We start from the raw sequence: 18339 nt of genomic DNA on the forward strand, positions 1-18339 counted from the left end.
GCGTCGAGGAGGGGGCCCGCGTGCTCATCGACACCTACGGCCGAGTGGCCACCGACCTGAGGGTCTCGCTGACCGACCGCTGCAACCTGCGCTGCACGTACTGCATGCCGGAAGAGGGCCTGCAGTGGCTGGCCAAGCCCGACCTGCTCACGGACGACGAGATCGTCCGCCTGATCGGCATCGCGGTCACCTCCCTCGGCGTCGAGGAGGTCCGCTTCACCGGTGGGGAGCCCCTGCTGCGCCCCGGCCTGGTCGGCATCGTCGAGCGCGTCGCCGTCCTGGAGCCGCGCCCCCAGATGTCCCTCACCACCAACGGCATCGGCCTCAGGCGCACGGCGAGCGCCCTGAAGGCCGCGGGTCTGGACCGGGTCAACGTCTCCCTGGACACCCTGCGCCCGGACGTCTTCAAGACCCTCACCCGCCGCGACCGCCACAAGGACGTCCTGGAGGGCCTGGCGGCCGCCCGCGAGGCCGGTCTGACCCCGGTGAAGGTCAACTCGGTCCTGATGCCCGGCCTCAACGACGACGAGGCCCCCGACCTGCTGGCCTGGGCCGTCGAGCACGACTACGAGCTGCGCTTCATCGAGCAGATGCCCCTGGACGCCCAGCACGGCTGGAAGCGCGAGGGCATGGTCACCGCCGGTGACATCCTCGCCTCCCTGCGCACCCGCTTCGAGCTGACCGCCGAGGGCTCCGAGGCGCGCGGCTCGGCCCCCGCCGAGCGCTGGCTGGTGGACGGCGGACCGCACCGCGTCGGCGTCATCGCCTCCGTCACCCGCCCGTTCTGCTCGGCCTGCGACCGCACCCGCCTGACCGCCGACGGCCAGGTGCGCACCTGCCTGTTCGCCACCGAGGAGACCGATCTGCGCGCCGCCCTGCGCTCCGGTGCCCCGGACGAGGAGATCGCCCGCATCTGGCGGCTCGCCATGTGGGGCAAGAAGGCGGGCGCGGGCCTGGACGACCCCACGTTCGTCCAGCCCGACCGGCCGATGTCCGCGATCGGCGGCTGAGACCCCTTTGGCGGACCGGGCCGCGGGGCGCCCGCGGCCTCAGGAGTGCTCGGCCGCCTGCCAGTCCTCGAACCGGGCGACGTCCTTCAGGAAGCCCCGCACCCCGAGGAACTGGGACAGGTGCTCCCGGTGCTCCTCGCAGGCGAGCCACGTCTTGCGGCGCTCCGGGGTGTGGACCTTCGGGTTGTTCCACGCCAGCACCCACACCGCGGCATCGCGGCAGCCCTTGGCGGAGCAGATGGGGGTCGACTCGTCACTCACGGCTTCGTCTCACAACTCGCGGAAAAGGCGACGCCGAGCAGCCACGGGGGGAGCTGCCCGGCGTCGGTCCGTCGCTCCGACGGGGGATGCGGAGCGCGTACGAAGTATGTCACGGGTCACCTGCCGCCCGGCACCGGAACCACATGATTGATCTGAGCTTTTCTCGGGCCTTGGCGCGGAACCGACGCCCGTCCGGGCCGGGCCCGCCGTCGCCGTCACCACGGCCCCGCGGTCACGACCGGCCGCGCGACTCACCGCCCGCGTCCCGCGCGGCGTCGGGCGCGACGCCTTCCGCAACGGATTCCGCCGGGTCGTCCTCCGCGCGCGGAGCAGTGATCATCGGCGGGGGCGGCACCGTCACGAACGTCGACGGCAACGAGGGCGCGTTCTCCCGTCCGGCGTTCGCGATCACCACCGCGATGTAGGGCAGGACCGCGCCGAGCACCAGCGCCACGATCGCGACGTACCGTTCCACGTTCCACAGGCAGGCCGCGAGGATGACCGAAACCGTACGGACCGACATCGAGATGACGTAGCGGCGCTGCCGCCCGCGCACGTCCTCCTGGAGGCCCGTACGGGCCCCGGTGATCCGGAACACCTCGGTGTTCTGCCCGCCGCTCAGCTTCCGCATCACGTTCCACCAACCGCCCGCATCGGTCTTTCCCCGCCCCGCTTCCGTCCGCGGCCGCTCGGGGATCCCGGTCCCGGACGGACTCCACGTTACGCCGCGGCCGCGGTCGCGACGAGACCGGGTCGCCCCCGGTCCGCGCGCCCGGCGTGCGCCGTGCCGCGTAGGCGGGTCCCCCGTTCGGCCGTACCCGGCATGCGCCGTTCGCGGTACGGCCGAAGACTGACGGCAATGCTCGCGTAGAGCCGTATGAGGGAGGCAGCCATGGGCTGGTTGTGGGCGATCATCGTCGGATTCGTGCTCGGTCTGATCGCCAAGGCGGTCATTCCGGGCAAGCAGCACAGCCCTCTGTGGCTGACCACCATCTTCGGCATGCTCGGAGCCATCGCCGGCAACGCGATCGCCCGCGCGGTCGGGGTCGAGGCGACCCGCGGCATCGACTGGTGGCGGCACGTGTTCCAGTTGGTGGCCGCGATCATCATCGTCGGCGTCGGTGACGCCGCCTACATGGCGGTGCGGGGCAACAGGCGCCGGGAACGCGCCTGACGCGATACGGCGAAGGGGCGGCCCCTCGGGCCGCAAGGCACCGGGAACCGCCCCTCGTGCGCGCGTCAGGCGCCGGTGACCTCCACCGCGGCCAGGTTCTTCTTGCCGCGGCGCAGCACCAGCCAGCGCCCGTGCAGCAGGTCCTCCGCCGCGGGGACCGCGTCCTCGGCGGTGACCTTGACGTTGTTCACGTAGGCGCCGCCCTCCTTCACCGTGCGGCGCGCGGCGGACTTGCTGGCCACCAGGCCGACCTCGGCGAACAGGTCCACGACCGGGGCCGGCTCGGTGACCGCGACGTGCGGCACCTCGGAGAGGGCCGCGGCCAGCGTCCGGGCGTCCAGCCCGGCCAGGTCGCCCTGGCCGAAGAGGGCCTTGGACGCGGCGATCACGGCGGCCGTCTGGTCGGCACCGTGCACCAGCGTCGTCAGCTCCTCGGCCAGCGCGCGCTGCGCGGCGCGGGCCTGCGGGCGCTCCTCGGTCTGCCGCTCCAGCTCCTCCAGCTCCTCGCGGGAGCGGAAGGACAGGATGCGCATGTAGCGCGAGATGTCCCGGTCGTCCACGTTCAGCCAGAACTGGTAGAACGCGTACGGCGTCGTCATCTCCGGGTCGAGCCAGACGGCGCCGCCCTCGGTCTTGCCGAACTTGGTGCCGTCCGCCTTCGTCATCAGCGGCGTCGCGTAGGCGTGGACGGTCGCGTCCGGCTCCAGGCGGTGCAGCAGGTCGAGGCCGGCCGTGAGGTTGCCCCACTGGTCGCTGCCGCCCTGCTGCATCGTGCAGCCGTAGCGCCGGTAGAGCTGGAGGAAGTCCATCGCCTGGAGCAGCTGGTAGCTGAACTCCGTGTAGCTGATGCCCTCCGAGGACTCCAGCCGCCGGGCGACCGAGTCCTTGGTCAGCATCTTGTTGACGCGGAAGTGCTTGCCGATGTCCCGCAGGAACTCGATCGCGGACAGGTTCGCGGTCCAGTCGAGGTTGTTGACCATCACGGCCGCGTTCTCGCCCTCGAAGGACAGGAACGGCTCGATCTGGCCGCGCAGCCGCTCGACCCAGCCCGCGACGGTCTCCGGCGAGTTCAGCGTGCGCTCCGCGGTCGGACGCGGGTCACCGATCTGGCCCGTGGCGCCGCCGACCAGCGCCAGCGGCCGGTGGCCGGCCTGCTGGAGCCGGCGCACGGTGAGCACCTGCACCAGGTGTCCGACGTGCAGGGACGGCGCGGTCGGGTCGAAGCCGCAATAGAACGTGACGGGACCGTTCGCGAGCGCCTTGCGCAGAGCGTCCTCGTCGGTGGACTGGGCGAACAGCCCGCGCCACTTCAGCTCGTCGACGATGTCCGTCACGGTTCTCGTGTCTCCTACATGGTCATGATCTTCGGGCAGTCGAGTGACAGCCGACTACGAGGTTATACGCCCTGGCTGACCGAGCTCATATTGAAGTCCGGCACCCTCAGGGCGGGCATCGCGGCCCTGGTGAACCAGTCGCCCCACTCCCTGGGCAGCGTCTTCTCCGTCCGCCCGGCCTCCGTGGCCCGGCCCAGCAGCGAGACCGGCGACTCGTTGAACCGGAAGTTGTTCACCTCGCCGACCACCTCGCCGTCCTCGACCAGGTACACGCCGTCCCGGGTCAGGCCGGTCAGCAGCAGCGTCGCCGGGTCCACCTCGCGGATGTACCACAGGCAGGTCAGCAGCAGTCCCCGCCGGGTGCCGGCGACCATCTCCTCCAGGGAACGGCCGGTGCCGCCCTCCAGGACGAGGTTGTCGATCGCCGGCGCCACCGGCAGCCCGGTCAGCGAGGCGCTGTGCCGGGTGGTGGTCAGCCGGTTCAGCTCGCCCGCGTGGATCCAGTCCGTCGCCGTCACCGGCAGCCCGTTGTCGAACACCGACTGGTCGCCGCCCGAGGAGTGCGCGATCACGAACGGCGCGCTCTCCAGGCCCGGCTCGTGCGGATCGCTGCGCAGGGTCAGCGGCAGCTCACCGAGCCGTTCCCCGACGCGCGTGCCGCCGCCCGGCTTCGAGAACACCGTGCGCCCCTCCACCGCGTCCCGTCCCGAGGCCGACCACAGCTGGTAGATCAGCAGGTCCGCGACCGCCGTCGGCGGCAGCAGCGTCTCGTACCGGCCGGCGGGCAGCTCCACCCGCCGCTCTGCCCAGCCCAGCCGTACGGCCAGCTCGGCGTCGAGCGCCGCCGGATCGACGTCCGCGAAGTCCCGTGTGGAACGCCCCGCCCACGCCGACCGGGTCCGGTCCGGGGACTTGGCGTTCAGCTCCAGCGTGCCGGTGGGCTGGTCGTGCCGCAGCCGCAGACCCGTGGACGTCCCCAGGTACGTCGACGTCAGCTCGTGGCGGGCGAAGCCGTACAGCTCGCGCCCGCCCGCACGCGCGCGGGCGAACGCCTCCCCGAGGGCCGGTGCGAAGCCGGCGAACACGGCCGACGACGTCTCGGCGGGCGCGTCCGTGAAGTCGGGCGAGGCGGGCACGCCCGTGACCAGCGGCTGCGCGTCCTCGGCGGGGCCTGCGCCGCGCGCGGCGGCCTCCGCGGCACGCACCAGCGGCTCCAGCTCGTCCGCGGTCACCGCCGAGCGGGACACGACCCCGGACGCCGTGCCCTCCCGCCCGTCGACGGTCGCGATCACGGTGAGCGTGCGCCCGCGCGTGACGCCGTTGGTGGTGAGCGCGTTCCCCGCCCAGCGCAGGTTGGCGGTGGACTCCTCGTCGGCGATGACCACGCAGCCGTCCGCGCGGGACAGCTCCAGCGCCCGCTCGACGATCTCGTGCGGCTTGCCCGTGCGCGCGCTCATCGACCCGCCTCCTGCGTCGTGTTCAGAATGTTGACTCCCTTGAACAGGGCGGACGGGCAGCCGTGGGAGACGGCCGCGACCTGCCCCGGCTGGGCCTTGCCGCAGTTGAAGGCGCCGCCCAGGACGTACGTCTGCGGACCGCCGACGGCCGCCATGGACCCCCAGAAGTCGGTGGTCGTCGCCTGGTAGGCCACGTCCCGCACCTGACCGGCCAGCCGCCCGTTCTCGATCCGGAAGAACCGCTGCCCGGTGAACTGGAAGTTGTAGCGCTGCATGTCGATGGACCACGACCGGTCCCCGACGACGTAGATGCCCCGCTCCACACCCCCGATCAGGTCCTCCGTCGACAGCCCGCCGGGATCCGGCCGCAGTGACACGTTGGCCATCCGCTGCACGGGCACATGGGCGGGGGAGTCGGCGTAGGCGCACCCGTTGGACCGCTCGAACCCGGTGAGCCGCGCGATGCGCCGGTCGAGCTGGTAGCCGACCAGCGTGCCGTCCTTCACCAGGTCCCAGGACTGGGCCTCGACGCCCTCGTCGTCGTACCCGATGGTCGCCAGGCCGTGCTCGGCGGTGCGGTCGCCGGTGACGTTCATCAGTTCCGAGCCGTAGCGGAGCCTGCCGAGCTGGTCGAAGGTGGCGAAGGAGGTGCCGGCGTAGGCGGCCTCGTAGCCGAGGGCGCGGTCCAGCTCGGTGGCGTGCCCGACGGACTCGTGAATGGTCAGCCACAGGTTCGACGGATCGACGACCAGGTCGTACAGGCCCGGCTCCACGCTCGGCGCCCGCATCTTCTCGGCGAGCAGCCCCGGCATCTTTGCCAGCTCGGCGTCCCAGTCCCAGCCGGTGCCGGTCAGGTACTCCCAGCCGCGCCCGACGGGCGGCGCCAGGGTGCGCATGGAGTCGAACTCGCCGCTGGAGTCGTCCACCGACACGGCCGTGAGCACCGGGTGCAGCCGCACGCGCTGCTGCGTGGTCACGGTCCCCGCGGTGTCGGCGTAGAACTTGTTCTCGTGGACGGTGAGCAGGGAGGCGTCGACGTGGTCGACCCCGTCGGCCGCCAGCAGCCGCGCGCTGAAGTCGGACAGCAGGGCCGCCTTCTCCTCGCCGGGCACGGTGAACGGATCGATCTCGTACGACGAGACCCACGTCCGGTCGGCGTGCACCGGCTCGTCGGCCAGCTCCACCCGCTCGTCCGACCCGGCGGCCTTGATGACCTGCGCGGACAGCTTCGCCATCGCCACCGCCTGGGAGGCGACCTTCGCGGCGGCGTCCATCGTCAGGTCCACGCCGGAGGCGAACCCCCAGGTGCCGCCGTGCACCACGCGCACCGCGTACCCGAGGTCGGTGGTGTCCGAGGACCCGGCGGGCCTGGCGTCCCTCAGCCGCAGGGAGGCGCTGCGCACCCGCTCCAGCCGGAAGTCCGCGTGCTCCGCACCGAGCGCACGCGCACGCGCGAGCGCGGCGTCGGCGAGGGCGCGCAGGGGGAGTGCCGTGAAGGACTGATCGATGTCGTGGGGCACGGGGGAAGATCCCTTCGGGCGCTTGCCGGTGGTGACCATGGGAGGCAGTGAACCACGGCCGCGTCCCCGGGCACCCAGGTCCGGCGTGGGCGGACAGGGGAGGACACGCGGTGACAGACCGGCGGGCGGGTGCGGGAACACCTCCCGTACCCGCCCGCGAACGTCGTGTACGACGCGGAGTCAGCCGTCCAGGGACGCGCCGGCCGCGAGTGCCGCGAACGCCGTCCAGGCGGCCGGCGCGACGACGAGGGGACGGATGCGCTTGTCCTTGGAGTCGCGGACGTGGACGGCTTCGGGGCGCACGGCGACCTCGACGCAGTTGTCCCCGTCTCCGCCGCTGTAACTGCTCTTGAACCAGTGCAGCTCAGGGGTGGTGCTCATAGCGCTCCTCGCATCCGTTCCAGGAGGTTCACCGTAGCCCGGCAATCCAAGGCTTGGGAACGCAACTTGCCATAGCGCTGATGGAGGACACTCACCTCGCCGGGATCCGCGATCAGACTGCTCGACCGGTGTCCCTCGATGTAACCGAACCACTGGTGCCCCGGTGTCTCGGCCATGTACAGCTGGCCATCGACTCCGCAGTGGTCTTCCTGGTGCAACGGCATGATCTGGATCTCGATGTTGGTCCTGTCACCCATGTTCAGCAGGTGGTCGATGACAGCCCTGGTGATCGATGTGCCGCCGACCCCGCGCTCCAGGATCGCCTGTTCGATGATGAACGTAAAGGCGGTGTTCGGTCGCTCGGTCAAGAGCGTCTGACGCTCAAGCCGTGCGGTCACCCTGCGGTCGATCTGCTCCTGGGTGAACGGCGGAAGCTGGCGCGCGAACACCGCCCTGGCGTATTCCTCCGGCTGCAACAGCCCGGGAACCGCCCGGCACTCGTACGCGTACAAGGAGATCGCCTCTTCCTCGATCCCCGCCCACTGCCGGAACCACGACGCCAGCCCCGCCCGCCTCGTCAGGCTCTTCGCCGCCGCCGTGAGGACTTTGTGCGCGACCGGCCCCAGTACCTCCTCCGCCCGCGCGGGCAGGTCCGCCGGCGGGAACCGCTTCCCCTGCTCGATCTTGGCGACGTAGGCGGCCGAGTACCGCACCCGCAGCGCGAACTCCTCCTGGGTCAGGCCGGATTCCTCGCGCAGCGCCTTCAGGACCACGCCGAAGGTCTTGAGACTGTCGGAGAGTTCCGCTTCCGTTCCGCCGTTGTCCGCCCTCATCCCCGCAACGCCTCCCGTGCTCACGTGTCCGCGCCTCTCCGAACCCCGCCCGACCAACCAGGGTCACGGGGAGTGACCCACCCAGTCCAGAGTGTGCGCTGGTACAGCCATGCCTGTATGGGTGTCGTCCCTGTCAGGGGGCCGGGAGGGGCCGGAACGCTGGGCGCATGCCAGCACCTGAGGCCCAAGAGGCCGTTACCGTAAGTGTGTTCGTCCAGAGGTTCTCCGCCACGCGCCGGGGCGCGCGTCTCGCCCGCAGACTCGCCACGTACCGGCTCGATCTCTGGGGCGTGCCGTACGGCAGCCCGGAATCCGACGGCATCGCCCTCGTCGTCGGCGAACTCGCCGCCAACGCCGTCCTCCACGGCCGCGTTCCCGGCCGCGACTTCGAGCTGTGCCTGCGGTACGACCGCGCCGCCGGCGTCGTGCGCGTCGAGGTGTCCGACACCCGCCCGGGCCGTCCGCGGCAGCCCGGGGCGGTGCCGGGCCCCGCGGACGCCGACGGCGGCCGGGGGCTGTTCCTGGTGGACACCCTCGCCGCCCGCTGGGGCGTCCACGAGCGCACGGGACCGGGCAAGACCGTGTGGGCGGAGTGTGAGGTCCACGTGGCGGGCCGCTTCTGCCGTGCTCGGGCGAACGGCCCCGACGGCACCCCGGTCACTCCCGGCCCTCCGGTCGGCCTGGACTGAGCGCGGGCGCACCCGACACCTCCACTGCGCCCCGCGTCCCGCCCGTCCCCGCCCCGCGACCGGTGCGCGGCGCTGAGCGGGGGCACCCGTGTAGGTAGAATCGGGATGATGTAGGCACAATGCCTGCGCCGTAGGAAGGGAGCTCGGATGAGCACCATTTCCGTCCGTGAGTTCTCGTACAACCCCAGCGCGGTCTTCGCCCGGGTCGAGAAGGGCGAGTCCATCCAGGTCACCCGGCACGGCAACGTGATCGCCATACTGTCGCCGGCCGGTGGGCCCATGGAGCGGTACGCGCACCTGGTGGCACAGGGGAAGATCAAGCTGAAGCCGGTCACCGCCGCGGACCGGCACGGCATGCCGTACTACGAGGTCCCGGAGGACGTCGACCCCCTGGCGCTGCTGCTGGCCGAGCGCGAGGAAGACGACCGTTGATCTACATGGACACGTCGGCGCTGGTCACGTGGATGACCCGCCGCAACCACTGGTCCGAGCTGGACGCCTTCCTCCAGCAGCGCATCACGGAGCCGCTCGCCACCAGCACCCTCGGCTTCGTGGAGACCGTACGGACCCTGGACCTGATGGGGCACTTTCCGAAGGCGATGGAGGATCTGGACGCCCGGATCACCGAGATCCTGCTCACCCGGGAGGTGCGTGACGGGGCGGCCCTGCTCGTCGGGCGTCTGAGGACGCTGGACGCGATCCATGTGGCCAGTGCGCTGTCGCTGAGGGAAGACCTGACGGCCTTGGTGACGTACGACCGCAGGATGCTCGATACAGCCCGCGCCGAAGGGCTGTCCGCCCACGCCCCTGGAACGGCGGACTGACACTCCGGGCGGCGGACGCGCCGACTGTAGGGACCCGACAGCGACACCCGCATGGCACTGTCGGTGCCCGATCGCTCCGGGAAGCGGACGGACCGATAGGTTTTCGGGGAAGGCGCCTGCCGCGCGCAGGGGCTACCAGACCGTAAGGGAAAGGGTGATCCGTTGAGCCGCTCGGTTCTCGTCACCGGAGGCAACCGGGGCATCGGCCTCGCCATCGCCCGCGCTTTCGCCGACGCCGGCGACAAGGTCGCGATCACGTACCGCTCGGGCGAGCCGCCGGAAGGCTTCCTCGCCGTCAAGTGCGACATCACCGACAGCGAGCAGGTGGAGCAGGCCTACAAGGAGATCGAGGAGACGCACGGTCCCGTCGAGGTCCTGGTCGCCAACGCCGGCGTCACCAAGGACCAGCTCCTGATGCGCATGTCCGAGGAGGACTTCACCTCCGTCCTCGACACCAACCTCACCGGCACCTTCCGGGTCGTCAAGCGCGCCAACCGCGGCATGCTGCGCGCCAAGAAGGGCCGCGTCGTGCTGATCTCGTCCGTGGTCGGGCTGCTCGGCTCCGCGGGGCAGGCGAACTACGCCGCCTCCAAGGCCGGCCTGGTCGGCTTCGCGCGCTCCCTCGCCCGCGAGCTGGGGTCGCGCAACATCACCTTCAACGTCGTCGCGCCCGGCTTCGTCGACACCGACATGACCAAGGTGCTCACCGACGAGCAGCGGGCCGGCATCGTGTCGCAGGTCCCGCTCGGCCGGTACGCGCAGCCGGAGGAGATCGCCGCGACGGTGCGGTTCCTCGCCTCGGACGACGCGTCGTACATCACTGGAGCCGTCATCCCCGTTGACGGCGGACTGGGAATGGGTCACTGAACACCATGAGCGGAATCCTCGAGGGCAAGCGCGTCCTGATCACCGGTGTGCTGATGGAGTCCTCCATCGCCTTCCACACCGCCAAGCTGGCCCAGGAGCAGGGCGCCGAGATCATCCTGACCGCGTTCCCGCGGCCCACGCTGACCGAGCGCATCGCCAAGAAGCTCCCGAAGCCGACCAAGGTCATCGAGCTGGACGTCACCAACGACGAGCACCTCGGCCGCCTGGCCGACATCGTCGGCGAGGAGCTCGGCGGCCTGGACGGCGTCGTGCACTCCATCGGCTTCGCGCCGCAGGACGCGCTCGGCGGCAACTTCCTGAACACGCCGTTCGAGTCGGTCGCCACCGCCATGCACGTCTCGGCGTACTCCCTGAAGTCGCTGACCATGGCCTGCCTGCCGCTGATGCAGAACGGCGGCTCGGTCGTCGGCCTCACCTTCGACGCCCAGTACGCCTGGCCGCAGTACGACTGGATGGGCCCGGCCAAGGCCGCGCTGGAGGCCACCAGCCGCTACATGGCCCGTGACCTCGGCAAGCAGAACATCCGCTGCAACCTCATCTCGGCCGGTCCGATCGGCTCCATGGCCGCCAAGTCCATCCCGGGCTTCGGCGAGCTGGCCTCCGTGTGGGACAGCCGCGCCCCGCTGGAGTGGGACCTCAAGGACCCGGAGCCGGCCGGCAAGGGTGTCGTCGCGCTGCTGAGCGACTGGTTCCCGAAGACCACGGGCGAGATCATCCACGTCGACGGCGGTCTGCACGCCATCGGCGCCTGACCGAACGCCCCTCGGGCCCGCGTCCCTCCGGGGCGCGGGCCCGAGGCATGTCACCCGTTCGGCGGAACCGGCCGGGCGGCACGGCGGCCGGCGGCACAGGCTGAAGGGCGAGTCACCACGCGATCTCCCTCCCCAGCACGGCCGAGGAGGTCCTCTTGTGCGCCCACTCCACCGTCCGGTCCCGGCGACCCTCGCCCTCGCCTGCGTGCTGTTCCTGCCGTACGAAGCGATGTCCCACGCACGCGTGCCCGACGGGGACACCGCACCGGCCGAGCCGTTCGGCGCCGCGTGCCGGGTCCGCGTCGACGACTCCGCGGTGACCGCGTACTGCCACAACCCCTACCCGGAGACCGACGAGGTGCGCCTGCACGTCGAGTGCGCCCGCTGGTGGGACCTCGACAGCGACGGACCGACGGTCGAGGCCGGGCCCGCACAGACCGTACGGCTGGGCGGACGGTGCTGGAAGGACGTGCGGACGGCGTGGGTCAGCCACCGACGGGCGAACTGAGGCCACCGGCATCGGCACCGGCACGAACGGTCGGCGTGTCGGCACCGGCGGTCGGCGTGCCGGCGTCCGGGGCGGGCCCGTCGGCGTCACCGGCGGGCCTTCCGATCCGGCCCGCGCGGCACAGGAACGGGTAGCCCGCCGCCTCCTGGCCGGCCGTCGCCGCGTCCGACGCGCGGATCGCGTCGACCAGCCGCGTGTGGTCCATGTGCGTCTCCGGCGTCAGCTCACTGCCGACGTCCTCGCGCAGCCACTCCCGCATCACCTCGCCGAGGTCCGCGTACATCGCGGTCATCACCTCGTTGTGCGAGGCCGCCACGACGGCCAGGTGGAAGGTCGCGTCCGCCGTCACGAACGCCTCCGTGTCACCCGACGCCCACGTCTCCTCCCGGCGCACCAGGAGCGCGTCGAGCTGCTTGAGGTCCTTCTCCGTGCGCCGCTCGGCCGCGAGCCTGGCGGCCGCCGACTCCAGCGTGGAACGCAGCTCGGCGAAGTGCCGGGGATCGGCGTCGGCGAAGCGGCGGTGCATCACGCCCGCCAGCTCGCTGGTCGCCACGACGTAGGTGCCGGAGCCCTGGCGGATGTCCAGCAGCCCGTTGTGCGCCAGGGCGCGGACCGCCTCACGGACCGTGTTCCGGGCGACACCGAGCTGCTCGACCAGTTCGGGCTCCGTGGGGATGCGGGAGCCGACCGGCCACTCGCCCGAGACGATCTGCTGCCGCAACGCCGTGATGACCTGCTCGGACAGTGCCGAACGACGGGGATGGCTCAGAGGCATGGCTCACCTTCGCACGCGGATCCCGCGGCGGACAGTCGCGGATGGACAACCAATCATCCCATGATTCTATGATGGGTCTCATGGCTAGTGACGAAACCCGGACGCTGAATCCAACGCCCCCCGGCGAGTCGGCGGCGCGCGACGCCCGGGAACCCGAGGAATCCTCAGGACCCGGGCGGCCCGGCACGCGCGCGTGGACGACGTGGACGACCCGCCTGCTCATGCTCGGCATCGTCCTGGCCGCGCTCAACCTGCGCCCGGCCATCACCAGTCTCGGCGCGCTCCTGGAGGAGGTCCGCGACGGGCTCGGCATGAGCGGCAGCGTGGCCGGACTGCTCACCTCCGTCCCGTCGCTCTGCTTCGCCGTCTTCGGGGTCACCGCCCCGCGGCTCGCCCGCCGCTTCGGGCCCGGCGCGGTGGTGTGCGCGGGCATGGTCGCGATCACCGCGGGCCTGCTGATCCGCCCGTACGCCGGCGGCACGGCCGGCTTCCTGGCCGCCAGCGCCCTCGCGCTCATGGGCATCGCGGTCAGCAACGTCCTGATGCCGGTCATCGTCAAGCGCTTCTTCCCCGACCGGGTCGGCTCCATGACCGGCCTGTACTCGATGGCCCTCGCCCTCGGCACCTCGACCGCCGCCGCGGCGACCGTGCCCCTCACGAACGCGCTGGGCGGGAACTGGCAGCCCGGCCTCGCGGTGTGGTCCGCGCTGGCGGCGGCGGCCGTCCTGCCGTGGATCCCGTTCGTACGGAACCGGAAGGCGCCCTCCGCCCAGGAGACCCCCGCCGGCACCGCCCCCGAGGGCACGGACGCGCCGGCCGGGCAGCCCGCGCTGCGGATCACCCGCAGCCGTACCGCCTGGGCACTCGCCGTCTTCTTCGGCCTGCAGGCCACCGCCGCCTACATCACGATGGGCTGGGCGGCGCAGATCTTCCGGGACGCGGGGGTGTCCGCCGGCACCGCCGGTCTGCTGCTGGCCGTCATCATGGTGATGGGCGTGCCGCTGGCCTTCGTCATCCCGCGCGTCGCCACCCGCCTGCCCCAGCAGGGCCCCATCGTGGTGGTCCTGGGCCTGTGCGGACTCACCGGGTACGCCGGCCTGTACCTGGCCCCGGCCGGCGGCGCCTGGGCCTGGGCGCTGCTGCTCGGCATCTCCAACTGCGCCTTCCCGCTCGCCCTGACCATGGTCGGGATGCGGGCCAGGACGGGCACGGGCGTCGCCCAGCTGTCCGCCTTCGCGCAGAGCACCGGCTACCTGATCTCCATCCCCGGGCCGCTCCTGGTGGGCGTGCTCTACCAGCACAGCGGCGGCTGGGGCCTGCCGATCGCGCTGATGAGCGCCCTGATGGTGCCGCAGATGGTGGTGGGCGTCCTCGCGGGACGCGACCGCACCGTGGAGGAGGAAGCGGCCCGCTGACCGCGGCGCGGGACCGGGATGCGAGACTGGCACCATGCCAGTCCTGGACCCGAACCCCCAGCACAGCCAGAAGAAGATGCTGATCGTCTTCGGCGCCTTCCTCGCGATCTTCGTGATCATCGGCATCATCGCGACGATCGCCTCACCGTGACCGGCCGGGGGTGGGGACAACCCCCCGTCCCCTAGGGGGCGAGGGTCAGGGTCGAGTGGGTGGATCTCCGGATGGGCGGGACCGCGCGGATTCCGTAGCGTCGAGACGTGACCGCGACAGGCGGGTCACGGAGCACGCACCAGGGACGTCCGAAGACCAGCGGAGGCACTCATGTCGGCCCCTACCTGCACCCGGCCCCACCCGGCGACCCGGGGCCACGCCGAGACGCGGCTGCCCTGGTGGGCGATCGTCCTGCCCGCGCTCGCCTTCGTCACGCTGCTCCTGTTGGTGCTCGATCCCTCGGACGCCCACGCGGCCGGCGGCGAGCCGGTGATCGCGCACCTCCTGGAGCGGATGCAGCACCTGACCACCGGCTGACGCCGACCGGGCGGACCCGAGGCACGCGGCCGGCCGCCGGTGTCTTCCGGTCGTGCGTTCCCCGGTGGATCCGCGTGTCAACTCCCTGCGCTCTGTGGCCTGTTTCATGCGAAGCTGGATGCCATGAGCGTCGCAGAACCCCGCAGGATCATCCTCTTCCGGCATGCGAAAGCCGACTGGCCACAGATGTCCGACCACGAGCGGCCGCTCGCCGAGCGGGGCCGCAAGGAGGCCGCGGAGGCCGGGCGCCGGCTCGCCGACACCGGAATCCCCGTCGATCAGGCCCTGTGCTCCACCGCCGTACGCACCCGCGAGACCTGGAAGATCGCCGTCGCGGAGTTCCCGCACCGGCCGAAAACCGTCTACGAGGAGCGGATCTACGATGCCTCGCCCGGCGAACTGATCGCCGTGCTCAACGAGCTCCCCGACGACCTGCGGAACGTGCTGGTGATCGGCCACAACCCGGGCATGGAGGGCCTCACCGAGATCCTGGCCGGCTCCGCCGAGGACGACGTCCGCGAGCGGATGGGCCGCCGCGGCTTCCCGACCGCCGCCTTCGCCGTCCTGTCCCACACCGGCCCCTGGAAGACCGTGGAGCCGGGCGTGGCCTCGCTGGACGACTACTGGGCGCCGACCGACTGACCGGATCCGACGGGCAGGGCCCGGCACTCGTGCGGTCCGGGCCCTCAGCCTCGGGGCACACCCCCGGCGAGGACGGGCGGGACGGACGGATCAGGGCCGGTCGAGGCCGGCGGAGGGGCCCTCGTCCAGGATGTCCGCCGCCTCGACCTCCTCGCGGGTGATCCCCAGCAGATACAGGACCGTGTCCAGGAACGGCACGTTCACCGCGGTGTGCGCCGCCTCGCGCACCACAGGCTTGGCGTTGAAGGCGACCCCGAGCCCGGCCGCGTTCAGCATGTCCAGATCGTTGGCGCCGTCCCCGATCGCCACGGTCTGCGACAGCGGTACGCCCGCCTCGGCGGCGAACCGGCGCAGCAGCCGGGCCTTGCCCGCCCGGTCCACTATCTCCCCGGTGACCCGGCCGGTCAGCCTGCCGTCGACGATCTCCAGCGTGTTGGCCTGGGCGAAGTCCAGCCCCAGCCGCTCCTTCAGATCGTCGGTGACCTGGGTGAAACCGCCGGAGACGACCCCCACCTGGTAGCCGAGCCGCTTCAGTGTGCGGATCAGGGTGCGGGCACCCGGCGTCAGCCGCACCTCGGCGCGCACCTTCTCCACCACCGAGGCGTCCAGCCCCGCCAGCAGCGCCACGCGCGCGTGCAGCGACTGCTCGAAGTCCAGCTCCCCGCGCATCGCGGCCGCCGTCACCTCGGCGACCTTGTCCTCGCAGCCCGCGTGCGCCGCGAACAGCTCGATGACCTCGTCCTGGATCAGCGTGGAGTCGACATCCATCACGACCAGGCGCTGCGCCCGCCGGTGCAGGCCGGCCGAGACGACCGCGACGTCCACCCCGAGCGCCGCCGCCTCGGTGGCCAGGGCGGTGCGCAGCGGCTCGGTCTCCACACCGGACACCGCGAACTCGACGGCGGTCACGGGGTACTTGGCGAGCCGGAAGATACGGTCGATGTTGCTGCCGGTCCCGGTGATCCGGGCCGCTATGGCGGCCGTGGCCTCCGCGGTGAGCGGGTGGCCGAGCACGGTCACCAGGGAGCGGCCGAGGCCGCGCGGCCGGTTGTCGCCGATGCCGGAGATGATCTCCGCCTGCATCTTCATCGACTCCGCCCAGCTGTGGACGGTCGCCCGCAGATCGCCCTCCAGTGCCCGGGGCGGCTCGGTCACGAGCGCGCACAGCACGATCCGGCCACGGGTGACGACCTGCTCGATGTCGACCACGTCGACGGAGTAGGCGGCGAGGGTGTCGAACAGGCCGGCCGTGATACCCGGCCGGTCCTTGCCGAAGATCTTGACGAGAAGAGTGGGAACGTCAGAGGTCTGCGTAGCGCTCATGGTGCTCTTACCGTATCCGGCACTCGGTGCCTCCCGCCCGTGAGGTCCGCCTGACGGACACGGAACACGCGCCGGCGCACGGGCCGTGCGGCCGAGACCGGACCGTACGGCGTCCGGTCACGGGATCACTGCCCGTCCCCCGGCCGTGGTGGCGGCACCGGAGGCGGGGGCGGTGGGGGCGGGGGACCTTCGCCCCACCGGGACGAGGGCCGGTTCCCGGGCCGGGGCGGACGCGGCGGCGGATCCAAGGGGCCGACCACGGTCGGGGCGCCGTGCAGATCGTCGCCGTCGTCGGACGGCCGCCCACCCGGCACAGCCGCGTCCGCCCCCGGGGGCCGGGCGTCCTGCGGCCCGCGCGAGGTGCCCGGCGTACGCAGGTAGGGATTGGTGTCCGGGTCGGGCGGCCGGTGCGCCGCACCTCCCGGCCCGTACGGCCCGTACGGTGGCGCAGCGCGCGACGCCCCGTCCGCGCTCCCGGCACGTCCCGCCTCCCCGCCGAGCCCCACCCCCGCGCCCCCGGCGACCCCCACCCCACCGGCACTCCGTGCCAGCGGCGTCGCCCGCCGTCCCGCCGCTCCGCTCGACCGTGCCAGCAGTGCCCCGGCGGCCCCCGCGCCCGCGCCCCACGCGGCGCCCAGGAGCAGCGCCGCGCCGAGGTGTCCGCGCAGGTCGACACCGGCGCCGAACGCGTCGACGCCGAGCACCGACAGCGAGGCGTCCACGGACACCTCCGTCAGCAGGACCGACAGCGCCAGCGCCGGCGCGGTGGCGACGCCCAGCCGCAGCGCACACCGCCCGGCGAAACCCGGGCCGCGCGCGTCGGACGGCGCCACCGGCGTCCGTATCGCCGTCAGCACCCCCGCCAGCAGCATCAGCGCCGCCGCCGCCACGCCCAGCAGCCACACCCGCCCGTCCAGCTCCGCCAGCCGTCCCAGGGTGACCGGCCCGTCGGCACCGCCGCTCAACAGCTCGTCCAGCGGGTCCGGCAGGAACCGGGCCGGCGCGCCGGTCGCCCGCCCGTCCCACGGCACGAACAGGCCGACCGGCACGCCGAGCCAGACGCCGTTCGGCGCGCCCAGCAGCGCGGCCCCCGCGATCCGGCGGGGACGGTCGTCGCCGATCGCCGCGTACGCCGCCGCCGCGTACCCGGCCGCCACCGCCGTCAGCGCCACCGTGACCAGGGCGGACACGGCCGGCCGCACCACCCGGTGCAGGGCCTCGCACCCGCGCGGCAGGGGAGCGCGGCGCGAGGCCAGCAGCGCGACCAGCAGGACCCCGACGCACCAGACCAGTCCCCCCAGCAGCGTCGGCGCGGTCTCGACGCGGAAGCCGACCGCGGCCTTCGCGCCGACCAGGTCACCGATCCGGTCGGGCAGCACCCCGCCGAGGTCCCCGAGGTCACCGAGCCCCGGGACCTGCACGCCACCGCCCGCGCCGCCGGGCAGGTCGTCGAGCCCGAGCGAGCCGCCGTCGATCGTCACGACGCCGTGCCCCACCCGGGCCAGCCCGCCCAGCATCGCCACGAACAGGGCCGTCACCGCACCCGCGCGGGCGAGGAGTTCGACGGGCGCGACCACGGCCCCCGCCGCCCGTAGGGACCGCAGGAAGAGGAACGACAGCAGCACCGCACCGACGAGGCCCACACCCAGTGGCGTGATCTCGATGGCCATGTGCGCCTCGGCGCCTTTCAGTCCGAACGCGGACACGTCACCGGACGACGCGACCGACCCGCCCGCGCCGAGCGCCACGGCCGCCGCCGTCATCGGGCCCAGGGAACCCGCCGCGTCCGCGTCCAGCAGACGCAGCCCCAGCGCCGCCGTGCCGGCCATGCCGATCAACGCCCAGCTCACCGAGGCGACCGCGGACAGCACGACGTCCGCCCACGGCACCCCCCTGCCGTGCCCCTCGGTCCCGACGCTCGTGGACGCACCCATGGCAGACCCCCCGATCCGCGGCGCGGCCGGGTTGCCGCGCATGTCCCCCTCGCGTGGATTACCACTTTCCGGGCAGGTTTCCGCCCCGTC

At 72.5% G+C, this 18339-nt stretch carries 22 protein-coding genes; 12 read left to right on the forward strand and 10 right to left on the reverse strand.

The genetic code is table 11. From position 1 onward, the window contains the following. Window positions 1–20: 20 nt before the first annotated feature. Window positions 21–1010, forward strand: a complete 990-nt coding sequence (gene moaA, locus ACIRFH_RS16480; RefSeq protein ID WP_403521036.1) for a GTP 3',8-cyclase MoaA — start codon at window positions 21–23, stop codon at window positions 1008–1010. 39 nt (window positions 1011–1049) lie between these two features. Here moaA and ACIRFH_RS16485 read toward each other — a convergent pair whose 3' ends face one another. Together ACIRFH_RS16485 and ACIRFH_RS16490 are read right to left on the reverse strand one after the other, a co-directional pair. Next, on the reverse strand, window positions 1050–1271 hold the full coding sequence (locus ACIRFH_RS16485) for a hypothetical protein (RefSeq protein ID WP_403521038.1): 222 nt from the start codon (window positions 1269–1271) through the stop codon (window positions 1050–1052). Between the two features lie 232 nt (window positions 1272–1503). After that, window positions 1504–1902, reverse strand: coding sequence for a DUF3099 domain-containing protein (locus ACIRFH_RS16490; protein WP_403521040.1), 399 nt, complete (start codon window positions 1900–1902; stop codon window positions 1504–1506). Between the two features lie 261 nt (window positions 1903–2163). Here ACIRFH_RS16490 and ACIRFH_RS16495 point away from each other — a divergent pair, with 261 nt between their 5' ends. Then, a complete protein-coding gene (locus tag ACIRFH_RS16495) occupies window positions 2164–2445 on the forward strand; it encodes a GlsB/YeaQ/YmgE family stress response membrane protein (RefSeq protein WP_403521042.1) in 282 nt (93 codons plus the stop codon). A gap of 65 nt (window positions 2446–2510) precedes the next feature. On the opposite strand, the gene tyrS is transcribed toward ACIRFH_RS16495, so the two are convergent. From tyrS to ACIRFH_RS16520, 5 genes are all read right to left on the reverse strand, one after another. After that, entirely contained in the window at window positions 2511–3779 is a 1269-nt protein-coding gene (tyrS, locus tag ACIRFH_RS16500; RefSeq protein ID WP_403521044.1) for a tyrosine--tRNA ligase, read from the reverse strand. Window positions 3780–3841: 62 nt separating this feature from the next. Further along, on the reverse strand, window positions 3842–5236 hold the full coding sequence (locus tag ACIRFH_RS16505; RefSeq protein ID WP_403521046.1) for a metallopeptidase TldD-related protein: 1395 nt from the start codon (window positions 5234–5236) through the stop codon (window positions 3842–3844). Then, window positions 5233–6756 carry a TldD/PmbA family protein gene (locus tag ACIRFH_RS16510; protein WP_403521048.1) on the reverse strand — a complete coding sequence of 508 codons (1524 nt, stop codon included), beginning with the start codon at window positions 6754–6756 and terminating at the stop codon, window positions 5233–5235. Before ACIRFH_RS16510 ends, ACIRFH_RS16505 begins: the two co-directional genes overlap by 4 nt. Window positions 6757–6936: 180 nt before the next feature. Continuing rightward, window positions 6937–7137, reverse strand: a complete 201-nt coding sequence (locus tag ACIRFH_RS16515; protein WP_403521050.1) for a DUF397 domain-containing protein — start codon at window positions 7135–7137, stop codon at window positions 6937–6939. Beyond that, window positions 7134–7970, reverse strand: coding sequence for a helix-turn-helix domain-containing protein (locus ACIRFH_RS16520; protein WP_403521052.1), 837 nt, complete (start codon window positions 7968–7970; stop codon window positions 7134–7136). The genes ACIRFH_RS16515 and ACIRFH_RS16520 overlap by 4 nt, the downstream gene beginning before the upstream one ends. 167 nt (window positions 7971–8137) lie before the next feature. On the opposite strand from ACIRFH_RS16520, the gene ACIRFH_RS16525 reads away from it, so the two are divergent. The 6 genes from ACIRFH_RS16525 to ACIRFH_RS16550 all read left to right on the forward strand — a co-directional run bounded on the left by ACIRFH_RS16525 (window position 8138) and on the right by ACIRFH_RS16550 (window position 11631). Then, window positions 8138–8659, forward strand: coding sequence for an ATP-binding protein (locus ACIRFH_RS16525; protein WP_403521054.1), 522 nt, complete (start codon window positions 8138–8140; stop codon window positions 8657–8659). A gap of 147 nt (window positions 8660–8806) precedes the next feature. Then, entirely contained in the window at window positions 8807–9091 is a 285-nt protein-coding gene (locus tag ACIRFH_RS16530) for a hypothetical protein (RefSeq protein ID WP_356555166.1), read from the forward strand. A 5-nt stretch (window positions 9092–9096) separates the two neighbouring features. Next, window positions 9097–9483: a type II toxin-antitoxin system VapC family toxin gene (locus tag ACIRFH_RS16535; protein WP_403521116.1), complete on the forward strand. Its 387-nt coding sequence runs from the start codon at window positions 9097–9099 to the stop codon at window positions 9481–9483. A gap of 162 nt (window positions 9484–9645) precedes the next feature. Further along, window positions 9646–10350, forward strand: coding sequence for a 3-oxoacyl-[acyl-carrier-protein] reductase (gene fabG / locus ACIRFH_RS16540; RefSeq protein ID WP_403521056.1), 705 nt, complete (start codon window positions 9646–9648; stop codon window positions 10348–10350). Window positions 10351–10355: 5 nt separating this feature from the next. After that, entirely contained in the window at window positions 10356–11123 is a 768-nt protein-coding gene (gene fabI, locus ACIRFH_RS16545; protein WP_403521058.1) for an enoyl-ACP reductase FabI, read from the forward strand. Between the two features lie 157 nt (window positions 11124–11280). Continuing rightward, window positions 11281–11631, forward strand: a complete 351-nt coding sequence (locus ACIRFH_RS16550; protein ID WP_403521060.1) for a hypothetical protein — start codon at window positions 11281–11283, stop codon at window positions 11629–11631. On the opposite strand, the gene ACIRFH_RS16555 is transcribed toward ACIRFH_RS16550, so the two are convergent. Further along, on the reverse strand, window positions 11609–12406 hold the full coding sequence (locus ACIRFH_RS16555; protein ID WP_403521062.1) for a FadR/GntR family transcriptional regulator: 798 nt from the start codon (window positions 12404–12406) through the stop codon (window positions 11609–11611). The genes ACIRFH_RS16550 and ACIRFH_RS16555 overlap by 23 nt on opposite strands. Window positions 12407–12486: 80 nt before the next feature. Here ACIRFH_RS16555 and ACIRFH_RS16560 point away from each other — a divergent pair, with 80 nt between their 5' ends. The 4 genes from ACIRFH_RS16560 to ACIRFH_RS16575 all read left to right on the forward strand — a co-directional run bounded on the left by ACIRFH_RS16560 (window position 12487) and on the right by ACIRFH_RS16575 (window position 14992). Then, on the forward strand, window positions 12487–13821 hold the full coding sequence (locus ACIRFH_RS16560) for a CynX/NimT family MFS transporter (protein ID WP_403521063.1): 1335 nt from the start codon (window positions 12487–12489) through the stop codon (window positions 13819–13821). A gap of 34 nt (window positions 13822–13855) precedes the next feature. Continuing rightward, window positions 13856–13972 carry an SGM_5486 family transporter-associated protein gene (locus ACIRFH_RS16565; protein ID WP_403521065.1) on the forward strand — a complete coding sequence of 39 codons (117 nt, stop codon included), beginning with the start codon at window positions 13856–13858 and terminating at the stop codon, window positions 13970–13972. 171 nt (window positions 13973–14143) lie between these two features. After that, window positions 14144–14350, forward strand: coding sequence for a hypothetical protein (locus ACIRFH_RS16570; RefSeq protein WP_403521067.1), 207 nt, complete (start codon window positions 14144–14146; stop codon window positions 14348–14350). A gap of 123 nt (window positions 14351–14473) precedes the next feature. Continuing rightward, on the forward strand, window positions 14474–14992 hold the full coding sequence (locus ACIRFH_RS16575; protein ID WP_403521069.1) for a SixA phosphatase family protein: 519 nt from the start codon (window positions 14474–14476) through the stop codon (window positions 14990–14992). Between the two features lie 90 nt (window positions 14993–15082). On the opposite strand, the gene serB is transcribed toward ACIRFH_RS16575, so the two are convergent. Together serB and ACIRFH_RS16585 are read right to left on the reverse strand one after the other, a co-directional pair. Further along, entirely contained in the window at window positions 15083–16315 is a 1233-nt protein-coding gene (gene serB, locus ACIRFH_RS16580; protein ID WP_403521071.1) for a phosphoserine phosphatase SerB, read from the reverse strand. 125 nt (window positions 16316–16440) lie between these two features. After that, entirely contained in the window at window positions 16441–18249 is a 1809-nt protein-coding gene (locus ACIRFH_RS16585; protein WP_403521073.1) for a streptophobe family protein, read from the reverse strand. Between the last annotated feature and the right edge of the window lie 90 nt (window positions 18250–18339).

This window comes from Streptomyces sp. NPDC093586, from assembly GCF_044764905.1.
Taxonomy (GTDB): Bacteria; Actinomycetota; Actinomycetes; order Streptomycetales; family Streptomycetaceae; genus Streptomyces.

What these genes read in the sequence shown, in the direction of transcription:
- ACIRFH_RS16585 (WP_403521073.1), bottom strand. Translation starts at nt 18,249, where the DNA reads ATGGGTGCGTCCACGAGCGTCGGGACCGAGGGGCACGGCAGGGGGGTG.
- ACIRFH_RS16535 (WP_403521116.1), top strand. Translation starts at nt 9,097, where the DNA reads ATGGACACGTCGGCGCTGGTCACGTGGATGACCCGCCGCAACCACTGG.
- ACIRFH_RS16495 (WP_403521042.1), top strand. Translation starts at nt 2,164, where the DNA reads ATGGGCTGGTTGTGGGCGATCATCGTCGGATTCGTGCTCGGTCTGATC.
- serB (WP_403521071.1), bottom strand. Translation starts at nt 16,315, where the DNA reads ATGAGCGCTACGCAGACCTCTGACGTTCCCACTCTTCTCGTCAAGATC.
- ACIRFH_RS16570 (WP_403521067.1), top strand. Translation starts at nt 14,144, where the DNA reads ATGTCGGCCCCTACCTGCACCCGGCCCCACCCGGCGACCCGGGGCCAC.
- ACIRFH_RS16505 (WP_403521046.1), bottom strand. Translation starts at nt 5,236, where the DNA reads ATGAGCGCGCGCACGGGCAAGCCGCACGAGATCGTCGAGCGGGCGCTG.
- ACIRFH_RS16530 (WP_356555166.1), top strand. Translation starts at nt 8,807, where the DNA reads ATGAGCACCATTTCCGTCCGTGAGTTCTCGTACAACCCCAGCGCGGTC.
- ACIRFH_RS16560 (WP_403521063.1), top strand. Translation starts at nt 12,487, where the DNA reads ATGGCTAGTGACGAAACCCGGACGCTGAATCCAACGCCCCCCGGCGAG.
- ACIRFH_RS16565 (WP_403521065.1), top strand. Translation starts at nt 13,856, where the DNA reads ATGCCAGTCCTGGACCCGAACCCCCAGCACAGCCAGAAGAAGATGCTG.
- ACIRFH_RS16575 (WP_403521069.1), top strand. Translation starts at nt 14,474, where the DNA reads ATGAGCGTCGCAGAACCCCGCAGGATCATCCTCTTCCGGCATGCGAAA.
- fabI (WP_403521058.1), top strand. Translation starts at nt 10,356, where the DNA reads ATGAGCGGAATCCTCGAGGGCAAGCGCGTCCTGATCACCGGTGTGCTG.
- ACIRFH_RS16490 (WP_403521040.1), bottom strand. Translation starts at nt 1,902, where the DNA reads ATGCGGAAGCTGAGCGGCGGGCAGAACACCGAGGTGTTCCGGATCACC.
- ACIRFH_RS16515 (WP_403521050.1), bottom strand. Translation starts at nt 7,137, where the DNA reads ATGAGCACCACCCCTGAGCTGCACTGGTTCAAGAGCAGTTACAGCGGC.
- ACIRFH_RS16520 (WP_403521052.1), bottom strand. Translation starts at nt 7,970, where the DNA reads ATGAGGGCGGACAACGGCGGAACGGAAGCGGAACTCTCCGACAGTCTC.
- ACIRFH_RS16525 (WP_403521054.1), top strand. Translation starts at nt 8,138, where the DNA reads ATGCCAGCACCTGAGGCCCAAGAGGCCGTTACCGTAAGTGTGTTCGTC.
- ACIRFH_RS16555 (WP_403521062.1), bottom strand. Translation starts at nt 12,406, where the DNA reads ATGCCTCTGAGCCATCCCCGTCGTTCGGCACTGTCCGAGCAGGTCATC.